The sequence below is a fragment of the Mycobacterium sp. genome (assembly GCF_035653355.1).
GTDB lineage: Bacteria > Actinomycetota > Actinomycetes > Mycobacteriales > Mycobacteriaceae > Mycobacterium.
Genome location: NZ_DASRBZ010000546.1, coordinates 1 through 10,895, shown reverse-complemented (window position 1 = coordinate 10,895; position 10,895 = coordinate 1). Strand labels below are relative to the sequence as shown.

9 protein-coding genes are annotated in these 10,895 nt (G+C 65.4%); 5 read left to right on the top strand and 4 right to left on the bottom strand.

What is annotated here, in order from left to right; genetic code table 11:
- From VFA16_RS18750 to VFA16_RS18740, 3 genes are all read right to left on the bottom strand, one after another.
- The coding region (locus tag VFA16_RS18750; protein WP_324969259.1) for an acyl-CoA dehydrogenase at positions 1-1,855 on the bottom strand (1,855 nt) is incomplete at its 3' end.
- Between the two features lie 30 nt (positions 1,856-1,885).
- A complete protein-coding gene (locus VFA16_RS18745; RefSeq protein ID WP_324969258.1) occupies positions 1,886-2,857 on the bottom strand; it encodes a 2-hydroxyacid dehydrogenase in 972 nt (323 codons plus the stop codon).
- Positions 2,833-3,966 (bottom strand): alpha/beta hydrolase, encoded by a 1,134-nt coding sequence (locus tag VFA16_RS18740; RefSeq protein ID WP_324969257.1) that lies wholly within the window; start codon positions 3,964-3,966, stop codon positions 2,833-2,835. Before VFA16_RS18740 ends, VFA16_RS18745 begins: the two co-directional genes overlap by 25 nt.
- Positions 3,967-4,111: 145 nt before the next feature.
- Between VFA16_RS18740 and VFA16_RS18735 the strand changes: the two genes are divergently transcribed.
- The gene (locus tag VFA16_RS18735) at positions 4,112-4,687 is read left to right on the top strand and encodes a VOC family protein (RefSeq protein WP_324969256.1); all 576 of its coding nucleotides are present in this window, start codon (positions 4,112-4,114) and stop codon (positions 4,685-4,687) included.
- A gap of 6 nt (positions 4,688-4,693) precedes the next feature.
- On the opposite strand, the gene VFA16_RS18730 is transcribed toward VFA16_RS18735, so the two are convergent.
- Complete coding sequence (locus tag VFA16_RS18730) at positions 4,694-5,338, bottom strand: TetR/AcrR family transcriptional regulator (protein WP_324969255.1); 645 nt, start codon at positions 5,336-5,338, stop codon at positions 4,694-4,696.
- Positions 5,339-5,419: 81 nt separating this feature from the next.
- Here VFA16_RS18730 and VFA16_RS18725 point away from each other — a divergent pair, with 81 nt between their 5' ends.
- From VFA16_RS18725 to eccB, 4 genes are all read left to right on the top strand, one after another.
- A complete protein-coding gene (locus VFA16_RS18725; RefSeq protein WP_324969254.1) occupies positions 5,420-6,319 on the top strand; it encodes an oxygenase MpaB family protein in 900 nt (299 codons plus the stop codon).
- Positions 6,320-6,381: 62 nt separating this feature from the next.
- Positions 6,382-7,287, top strand: coding sequence for a class I SAM-dependent methyltransferase (locus tag VFA16_RS18720; protein WP_324969253.1), 906 nt, complete (start codon positions 6,382-6,384; stop codon positions 7,285-7,287).
- 665 nt (positions 7,288-7,952) lie between these two features.
- Positions 7,953-9,794 carry a type VII secretion AAA-ATPase EccA gene (gene eccA / locus VFA16_RS18715; RefSeq protein WP_324969252.1) on the top strand — a complete coding sequence of 614 codons (1,842 nt, stop codon included), beginning with the start codon at positions 7,953-7,955 and terminating at the stop codon, positions 9,792-9,794.
- Positions 9,791-10,895: type VII secretion protein EccB (gene eccB / locus VFA16_RS18710; RefSeq protein WP_324969251.1), on the top strand; the 1,105-nt coding region annotated here is incomplete at its 3' end. The genes eccA and eccB, both read left to right, overlap by 4 nt.

Here is a 10,895-nt window from a genome sequence, read left to right as displayed (position 1 = left end):
GGCCGTCGCGCAGGAAGCCGACGAACTCGTCGAGGTTGGCTAAAAACGGTGCCTCGCTGCTGCCGATCGATACCCGTTCGGCGGTAAGGGTGTTGCGGCTGACCTCCCAGCCCCGATTCACCTCCCCGAGCACGCAGTCCTCGGGCACGAACACGTCGTCGATGAAGACGGTGTTGAACATCGCGCCGCCGGTCAGCTCGCGCAACGGCTTTACCTGAACGCCTTCGCTTTTCATGTCCAACAGGAAATAGGTGATCCCGTTGTGCTTCGGCGCGCTCGGGTCCGTGCGGGCCAATAATGCTCCCCAGTCGGAGAACTGCGCGGCGGTGGTCCAGATCTTCTGCCCGGTAATGCGCCAACCGCCCTCGGTCCGCGTCGCCTTGGTAGTCAGCCCGGCCAGGTCGGATCCGGCGCCCGGCTCGGAGAACAGCTGGCACCACATGATTTCGCCGCGGAACGTCGGCGGCAGGAACCGCTGCTTCTGCTCATCGGTGCCAAACGCCACGATCGACGGGACGATCCACGACGCGATCCCGATTTGGGGGCGCTTGACCCGTCCCGCGCTGAACTCCTGCTCGACGATGATCTGCTCGACCGGGCCGGCCGCCCGGCCCCACGGTTTCGGCAGATACGGCAGCACCCAGCCGCCCTCGGCGATGGCGACCTTACGTTCTTCGCGGGGCATCGCCTTGAGCGCGGTGACTTCGGCCCGGATCTCCGACCGCAGCTTCTCGGTCTGCGGATCCAAATCAATGTTGAGCTTGCGCATCCCGGTGCTGGTCGCCGTGTCGACCACCCGCTGCGGGTAATCCGTGCGGCGGCCGAAGGATGCGGCCAGGATCAGCGCCCGCCGGTAGTACACGTTCGTGTCGTGCTCCCAGGTGAAGCCGATTCCGCCGTGCACCTGGATGCAATCCTGGGCGCAGCGCTGCGCGGCCGCCGGGGCCAGCGTCGCCGCCACCGCTGCAGCGAACTCGACCGCGGAACTTGCAGAGTCCCAACCATTTTGACGCGCCTCTTCGATTGCCCGGGCAGCGTCCCACACTGCCGCGGTGGCCCGCTCGGTGTCTGCGGTCATCTCGGCGCACTTGTGCTTGACGGCCTGGAACTGGCCGATCGGCCGGCCGAACTGTTCGCGGATCTTGGCGTATTGCGCCGCGGTGTCGGTGGCCCACCGCGCTACACCGATGGCCTCGGCCGACAGCAGGGTCGACATCAGCGCGTGGGCGGTGGTCGTGCTGAGGTTGCTCAGCAGGGCATCGTCGCCGATCTCGACGGCGTTGGCGCGCACATGCGCGATCGGCCGCAGCGGGTCGATGCTTTTTAGCGGTTCGACCTCGAGTTGCTCGGCGCGCAGCACGATCCACTCTTCGCCGCTGTCGATGGCCACCGGCAGCACTAGCACCGACGCCTGAGCCGCCGCCGGGACCGCCCGCACCTCGCCGCGGATCACCAGCCCGTCGCCGTGCCGGGTGGCGGTCAAGCCCGAGCCCAGTGCGTATGCGGCGATTGCGGCCCCGGACGCTAGCTCGGCCAGCACCTTGGCATCCGGGTCATGCGCGGAAATGAGCGCGCTGGCGATCGCCGACGGCACGAAGGGGCCGGGCACTGCGCCGTAGCCGAATTCGGCTAGCACGATTGCCAATTCGAGGATCCCGAAACCCTGGCCACCGACCGACTCCGCCAGGTGCACTCCCTGCAGACCCTGTTCCGCGGCGGTCCGCCAGTACGGCGGGGGATTCTCGATGGGATGTTCTAAGGCCTCGTGCAGCACCTCCGACGGCGCCACCCGCGCCACCAGCGACCGCACGGAGTCGGCCAAGTCTTGATGCTCAGGAGTTATTGCGATCGGCATTGTTCGCCTTCCCTCGGTGACCTTCCCAATCTAATAACCGGTCGGTTGGTTGACTACATCGGCCAGCGGCTGCCCGTCCCGTAAGCGGCGGCAGTTGGCGACAGCTTCGACGAGGTAGCGGCGCATGGTGTCGACCGTGTACCAGCTGACATGCGGTGTGAGCACGACGTTGTCCAACTCCAGCAGCGGGTTTTGCGGCTGCACTGGCTCGACGGCGAACACGTCCAGCCCCGCAGCGCCCAGCCGGCCCTCGCGCAGCGACTCGACGAGGGCGTCCTCGTCGACGATGGGCCCACGCGCGGTGTTGACCAGTACCGCTTCCGGCTTCATCCGGGCCAGCGCATCACGACCCAATAACCCTTGCGTGGCGGGCGTCAACGGCAGATGCAGCGATACGACGTCGCTCGTAGCCAGCAGCTCGGGCAGCGGCCGCCAACCCGGCAGCCCGTCGTCGCGCGTGCTGGTGTGCAGCACGGCCGCGCGCATCGCCGCGACAATATCGGCGACCCGCTTGGCGACGTTGCCGTAGCCGACCAGCCCGACAGTGCAGCCGCCGATGTCGCGCACGGTTTCGCCCAACTGCGGATCTGACGGCCAGCCGCGACCGGCGCGGGTGGCACGGTCCAACTCCGGCAGCCGGCGCAGCGCGGCCAGCATCAACAGCACAGTTCCTTCGGCGACCGACGCGGCGTTGGCGCCGGGCATGTTGGCTACTGCGACGCCACGCGCCGTGGCGGCTTGGACCTCAATGGTGTTAACGCCCGTGCCGAACTTGTGCACCAGCTGTAGCTTGGGTGCGCGTCGTAGGTCTTCTGCCGAGATCGGCCGCAGCACATGCCAGATCGCGTCCGCATCGGGCAACTCGCGGTAGAAAGTGACGTCGTCGTCGGGCGCGCACCATCGGATGTCAAGCCAATCCGCTTCGCGTGCAATATATTCGAGCACCTTCCCGCCTGGGACGAAGTGGGCCAGAACCTTTAGCGCCACCGCTTGGCGATCCACTTGGCGATGCTATCGGCCTGCTCGCTGCGCGCCCCCGGGGTGGTGAAGTAGTGGTCGCTGTCGATCGTGACCTGCGTCTTGTCTGCAGTGCCCAACGCGTCGTAAATGCGTTGGCCGTCCGAGGGGAAGACTCCGGTATCCGCCTCCGCGTTGATAACCAGCGCCGGACAAGTGACGCGGCCGAGATGCGGCTCGGCCCGGGTCTGTGCCGTTCGCAGGCTCCACATGCCCAGCCAGTTGCGCAAGGTGCACGCCGCCGCGATGCCGTGTGCGGAGCGGTTGGCCTTGGCCGGGACACCGGCATAACACATGTTGGGCTGACGCTTGCTCGGCTCGATGCTGGGATCGACCATGCGCGGATCGGCCCAGGTCCGCATCACAGTGAACGGCCGGTCTGAGAACCCAGCCGCCCGAACACGTTTCAACTCCTTTTCCGCCCAATCGGTGATGGCGTGGTTGCGAGCGACCTGTGCGGATCGGTAGCGGCTGAGAAACTCCGGCGAGTATGGCGGGCCGTTGCACTCATTGAACAGGTCCAGTTCGGGATCGGTGGCGACCGGGTCGTTTTCGTCGACGACGGCGGCGTCCATCCATGCGGTCAGCACGTCGGGGCGGCCGGGATGGGCGGCGCTGGCGACATAGCCGTCGGCAGGAAGCAAATCGGTGAGCCCGGCCGCCGGCCGCATCCCCGGCAACGGAGTAACGTTCGGTTCCACCGCCTGCGACTGGTAGGCGGCCATCAGTGACCCGCCACCGGAATTACCCAGCAAAACAATGGTTTCCACGCCCTGAACATCACGTAGCCAGCGGACGCCGACACCGATGTCGACCAGCGCGTGGTCGAGCAGGAAACTGCTCTCAAAGCCGCGAAACCGAGTATTCCAGCCGAGGAATCCGATGCCGCGGGTGGCCATGTAGTCGGCCAGGTAGTGCTCAGCGAAGTCGATCTGGTAGTGGGTGGCGATAATGGCCACCTTCGGTTTGCGGCCCACGCCGCGGTGATACAGCCCCTGGCAAGGGTGCCCGCCGGCGCCGGCGCGCCGCGCAGTGGGCGAGGGCAGCCCGATGAACTCGCGGATCACGCCGGGCGTCCCCGATGCACGAGTCATGTCAGCCGCCTCCTCTCGTGGCGTTGCACGGATTATCGCGGGATTGAGCTGGCTACGAGGCCAGAATGTGGCGAACCTGGTGGTAACTTGGGACCACGGTCTTGGCCAGACCGCCGGATGCGTCTCGGAATCTACGGGGGCCGTGATGATCAAGCCGCACAACACCAACACCGAATTCGAATTGAGCGGGATCAACCACGTCGCTCTGGTGTGCTCGGATATGGCCCGCACCGTGGACTTTTACACCAACGTCCTCGGCATGCCGTTGATCAAATCGCTCGATTTGCCCAACGGCCAGGGACAGCATTTCTTCTTCGATGCCGGCAACGGCGATTGCGTGGCGTTCTTCTGGTTCGCCGATGCGCCGGACCGGGTGCCGGGCATCTCGTCGCCCGCGGCCATCCCCGGCATCGGGGATATCACCAGCGCGGTCAGCACCATGAACCATCTCGCTTTCCACGTTCCTCCCGAAAAGTTCGACGCCTACCGCCAGCGGCTCAAGGACAAAGGTGTGCGGGTTGGCCCGGTGCTCAACCACGACGAAAGCGAAATGCAAGTTTCGCGCACCCTGCATCCCGGCGTCTACGTCCGCTCGTTCTACTTCCACGACCCCGACGGGATCACGCTGGAATTCGCTTGCTGGACAAAGGAATTCGGTGAGAGCGACGCCCAGGCCGTCCCCAAGACCGCAGCTGACCGCCGCGTTCCGGCCGCGCGGTAGCGTCGGCTAGTCGCGGTAAAGGCTCGGATCGGCGAGTTCGTCGAGCAGCGCTGCCAGGTGGTCGACGAGCTGCTCGGCGGTAAGGCGCACCTGTCCGGCCAGCCAGGCGCTGAGGGTTTGGCCGACGCCGCCGACGACGAAATGTGCTGCGGCTTTGATGCGGTCGTTTTCCGGAATCCGCAGCGCGCTTCCCACGTGCTGGCGAGACAGCATCGCGAATAGGGCGCTGGATTCGACCCGCTTGCGCACCAGCACGGCGTTGGCCAACTGCGCATTGAACAGCAGCCGCCCGACGCGGGGGTCGTCGGCAATAGTGCGCACGATGTTGGCCATACCCGCACGGGTTTGCTCACGGGGTGATGCGGCGGCAACCGCGGCCTGAGTGGTGGCGGCCAAATCGGCGATGACCCAATCGAACACCGCACTGACGAATTCGTCTTTGTCGGTGAAGCTTTCGTAGAAGTAGCGAGCGGCCAGGCCGGCTCGACGGCAGATTGCGCGGACGGTCAACTCGGTCGGGTCCTGAGCCCCGAGCAGATCCAGGCCGGCGGACAGCAGCCTGCGCCGGCGCTCGGCAAGCCGGTCGGCGGCACCGATTCCGCGATAAGGCCGCACTTGCGCGGTATCGGCTAACCCGGATTTGACGGCCATGGGCACCATCTTGACATCCGTCGTCGCCGCGCGGCAATATCAGGAAACAAGCGTTCTCACAATTGGCGGGCAGGTGTGGCTATGACGGTCAGCGAACCCATCCAGCACGTCGAGCGCCCGGTCGCGGACCCGCCCGTCAGGAAGCCGCGGCGTCGTAGAACGCGGCGTGCCGGTATCGACGACGGCTTGATGGGTGTGGCGCTGCTGGCCGGGCCCGCCAACGTGGTCATGCAGTTGGCGCGCCCCGGTGTGGGTTACGGCGTGATGGAAAGCCGGGTGGAAAGCGGCCGGGTGGACTTGCATCCGATCAAGCGAGCGCGCACCACGTTCACCTACCTTGCGGTGGCCACCGCCGGCAGCGAGGCCCAAAAAGCCGCGTTCAGACGCGCGGTCAACCGCGCACACGCCCAGGTCTACTCCACACCTGAAAGCCCGGTGGCCTACAACGCGTTCGATCCTGAATTGCAGCTGTGGGTAGGTGCGTGCCTGTACAAGGGGGCCGTCGACGTGCACCGCATCTTCGTCGGCGAGATGGACGACGAGGACGCCGAGCGCCACTATCACGAGGGGATGGCGTTGGGCACCACGCTGCAAGTGCCGCCAGAGATGTGGCCACCGGATCGGCACGCCTTCGACAAGTACTGGCATGAGTCGCTGGACAAGGTGCACATCGACGACGCGGTGCGCGAGTACCTGTATCCGATCGCTGCGGGCCGGATGCCCCGGGTAACGCTGCACGGCCCGCTGCAGCGCTGGTTAGACAGTATCGCGCTGCTGATTACGACCGGCTTTCTGCCGCAACGGTTCCGCGACGAGATGCAATTGCCGTGGAATGCCGGTAAGCAACGACGCTTCGACCGGCTGATGGCGGTGCTGCGGACGGTGAATCACCTGATGCCGCGGTTCGTGCGGCAGTTTCCGTTCAACGTGTTGCTGTGGGATCTCGACCGGCGGATCAGGACGGGTCGGCCGTTGGTCTGATTCGCAACTGTCGGATCTGGGGCCGAGAGAAGCGCCACGTGGCCAGGCGTAGGGTCGGTCGAGTGCGTAGCGAAAGAGACACCTGGGACATCACCACAAGCGTTGGTTCGACCGCGTTATTCGTGGCCACCGCAAGAGCATTGGAGGCGCAGAAGCCTGACCCGTTGGCCGTCGACCCGTTCGCCGAGGTTTTCTGCCGCGCAGTGGGCGGCCCCGCGGCCGACGTGCTCGACGGTAAAGCGCCCGAACATCCGCTGAAGACAGAGGACTTCGGCGAACATTTCGTGAATTTCCAGGGGGCGCGCACCAAGTATTTCGACGAGTACTTCGGGCGTGCTGCAGAGGCAGGCGTGCGGCAGATCGTCGTCTTGGCCGCCGGGCTGGACTCGCGGGCTTACCGGTTGCCGTGGCCCGACGCGACAACGATCTTCGAGCTGGACCAACCACAGGTGCTGGAGTTCAAACGTGAGGTGCTCGCTGAACGCGGCGCCGAGCCCAATGCCGAGCGCCGCGAGGTGGCGGTCGACCTGCGGGAAGACTGGCCACAAGCGCTGCGCGACAGCGGGTTTGATCCCGCCAAGCCGTCGGCCTGGATTGTCGAGGGTCTGCTGATCTATTTGCCGGCCACTGCGCAGGAGCAGCTGTTTATCGGCCTGGACGGGCTGGCCGCCGCCGGCAGCCATGCGGCCATTGAAGATGGCGCGCCGCTGCCGCCCGAGGAATTCGCCGCCAAAGTCGAAGAGGAACGTGCCGCGGCCGCCGAGGGTGACCAGCGCCTGTTCTTCCAGCTGGTCTACAACGAACAATTCGCGCCGGCCGAGCAGTGGCTCGGCGAGCACGGCTGGACCCCACTCCCCACCCCGCTGGCCGACTACCTACGGCAAGTCGGCCGACCGGTACCCGGCCCGGATACCGAAGCTGGACCGATGATCGCGCGCAACACTTTGGTCAGCGCGGTCAAAAAGTAAATTTTCGGGTGCTTCTCGGCGGGGCGCACTCACCGCGTTACTTCTCGGGTGTCGTGGTGCATCTTTCACCTCCGGCACTTTGCGAGATCCCGATGTCTAACGCTATTCGGTCGGCTCGTACCAAAGACGACTCGCTACCCGATTTCCGGGTCGATCAGGTCATGATCACCGATCCGGCAGTCGTCGCCACAGCGCCGAAACTCTCTTGATTGATGCGGACAAGATCTGCCCATTCGGTTTCATCGATGAGCTCTTTATCGACCGAGAGGCAGGAAGCAGGGAACCGGCACGCCGGCACAGCCGACTACCAGAGCGATGTCTCGAGTGGACGGGGAACGCCAGTCGCTTCGGCCAGCGCGACGGAAGGAGGGGCAGGTCGTGTCGAGTTCGGTGGCAACCCAGATAAGCGCTAAACCGAAATGAAACCCATTTTCATCAACGGCTGGTTGTGGGGTATCGTCCCATCGGCATATCGAAAACGGTTTTCACCCAGCGGTACGGCGTTCACCAGTGCGGAAGGAGGCTTGTGGTGTGCGGTGATGGGCCCGATCTAGCAATGACGACGGCCGTTAATTAGCCAACCCCGCATCTCGACACTTAGCTTATGCAATGCTAACTTCAGCGAAGTTAGGTAGCACTAACAAACCCAGGGAGGGTATAGGGCCGTGGACGGCGGTGACATCGGGACGCTGGCGGCTCGTCCCGTTGCAGCTCGGGTAGACGACGACGTCGTCAGCCGGTTTGCCACTTGCTGCCGGGCCCTGGGCCTGACGGTCTACGAGCGGCGACGCCCGGCCGACCTCGCCGCAGCCCGTTCCGGGTTTTTCGCGCTGACCCGGATCGCGCACGACCAGTGCGACGCCTGGGCCGGCCTGGCCGCCGCCGGCGACGTGTCCACCCCGGTGCTCGAATCGATATCACGCACTGCCGCTACCGCTGGTCTGCTGCAACGTCAGATCGAATTGGCGCCCGGCGCATTGGGCTTTCAGTACGACACCGGGCTGTATTTGCGGTTCCGCGCCACCGAGCCCGACGACTTCCACCTTGCCTACGCTGCGGCGCAGGCAGGGGACGGACGATACGCCGAAGCCCACCAGCTGGTGTCAGACGTCATCGGACGGCGGCCGAATTGGCGCGATGCCCGGTGGGTCTCGGCTGCCATCCACTACCGTGCCCAGCGGTGGTCGGATGTGGTCAAGCTGCTCACGCCGATCGTCAACGACTCCGACTTGGACGACGTCTTTGCCCACGCGGCCAAGGTCACGCTGGGGATCGCGCTGGCCCGGCTGGGGATGTTCGCTCCGGCGTTGTCTTACTTGGAAGAACCCGACGGTCCCATCCCCGTCGCGGCGGTCGACGGAGCGCTGGCCAAAGCGCTAGTGCTGCGCGCGCATGTAGACGAGGACAGCGCCAACGAGGTCTTGCAAGACCTGTATGCGGCCAACCCCGAAAACGAGGAGATTGAGCACGCCCTGTCGGATCCCAGCTTCGGGATCGTCACCACCACCGCGGCGCGCATCGAGGCCCGCACCGACCCGTGGGATCCCGAAACCGAACCCAGCCCTGGGGATTTCGTCGACCCCGAAGCAAAAGAGCGCAAGCGCGTGCTGCTGGCGGAGGCCGAACACGAGCTCGACGAGTTCATCGGCTTGGACAAGGTCAAAGACCAGGTGGCCCGGCTGAAGAGCTCGGTGGCCATGGAGGTGGTTCGCAGGCAGCGCGGCCTGGAAGTCGCGCAGCGCACGCATCACCTGGTCTTCGCTGGGCCGCCCGGTACCGGTAAGACCACCATTGCCCGCGTCATCGCCAAGATCTATTGCGGCTTGGGTTTATTGAAGAAGGAAAACATCCGCGAGGTGCACCGCGCCGATCTGATTGGCCAGCACATCGGAGAGACCGAGGCCAAGACCAACGCGATCATCGACAGCGCACTGGACGGGGTGCTTTTCCTCGACGAGGCTTATGCGTTGGTAGCCACCGGCGCCAAGAACGACTTCGGCTTGGTCGCCATCGACACGTTGCTGGCCCGGATGGAAAACGACCGCGATCGGTTGGTGGTGATCATCGCCGGCTACCGCGCCGATCTGGACAAGTTCCTCGACACCAACCAAGGTCTGCGGTCGAGGTTCACCCGCAGCATCGACTTCCCGTCGTACAAGCCGCCCGAGTTGATCGAGATCGCGAAATTCATGGCCGCCAAGCGCGACAGCGTCTTCGAGCAAGCCGCCCTCGACGATCTTGAAGCGCTGTTCGCGCATCTGGCCAGCATCTCCAAGCCCGACGCAACCGGGGTCGAACGTCGCGGGCTGGACATCGCCGGTAACGGCCGGTTCGTGCGCAACGTCGTCGAAAAGTCCGAAGAGGAACGCGAATTCCGGCTGGACCACTCCGAGCACGCCGAAACCGGCGAGTTCACCGACGAGGAGCTGATGACGATCACCGCCGAGGATGTCCGCAACTCGGTGGAGCCGCTGTTGCAAGGCCTCGGCCTGTGGGTACCGGCATGAGCGGCCGTGACATTGACGACGAGCGTCGCTCGTTCACGTCGCGAACCCCGGTTAACGACAACCCCGACAAGGTGGTGTATCGCCGCGGCTTCGTTACCCGCCATCAGGTGACGGGATGGCGATTTGTCATGCGCCGCATCGCTTCCGGTGTCGCCCTGCACGACACCCGCATGCTCGTCGACCCGCTGCGCACCCAGTCGCGCGCGGTGTTGATGGGCGTGCTCATCCTGGTGACCGGTCTGATCGGTTGTTTCGTGTTCTCGCTGATCCGGCCCGGCGGGTCGGCGGGCACCAATCCGATTCTGGCTGACCGGTCCACCGCCGCGCTGTATGTGCGGGTCGGTGACGAGTTGCACCCGGTGCTCAACTTGACCTCGGCGCGGCTGATCGCGGGCCGACCCGCCAACCCCACCACGGTGAGAAGCAGCGAGCTGGACAAGTTTCCGCGCGGCAACCTGATTGGGATTCCCGGCGCCCCGGAACGGATGGTGCAAAACACCTCCCAAAACGCCGACTGGACGGTATGTGACGCGATCAGCGGCATCGGTCATGCCGCACACAGCACCGGTGTCACCGTGATCGGCGGGCCGTTGGACACCAGCGGGGCGCGGGCCGCCGCGCTGGCTGCTGGACAGGGTGTGCTGGTCGACAACGGCGCCGGCACCTGGCTTTTGTGGGACGGCAAGCGCAGTCGCATCGATCTGGCCGATCATGCTGTCACCAATGCCTTGGGGCTGGGGACAGAGGTACCCGCCGCACGGCCGATCGCGCAGGGCCTGTTCAACGCTGTTCCGGAGGCGCCGGCGTTGACGCCGCCGGCCATCCCGGACGCCGGCGGCCCACCGCATTTCCCGCTGGCGCTGCCCGCGCCGGTCGGTGCGGTGGTGGTGGCCTATGCGGCCGACAACAGCATGTTGTATTACGCGGTGCTGCCCGACGGATTGCAGCCGATCTCACCGGTGCTCGCCGCGATCCTGCGCAACACCAACTCCTATGGTCTGGACCAGCCGCCGCGGCTGGGCGCCGACCAAGTTGCGCGCCTGCCGGTTTCGCGGATGCTGGACACGTCCCGCTACCCGGATCAGCGGATCAGCTTGGTCG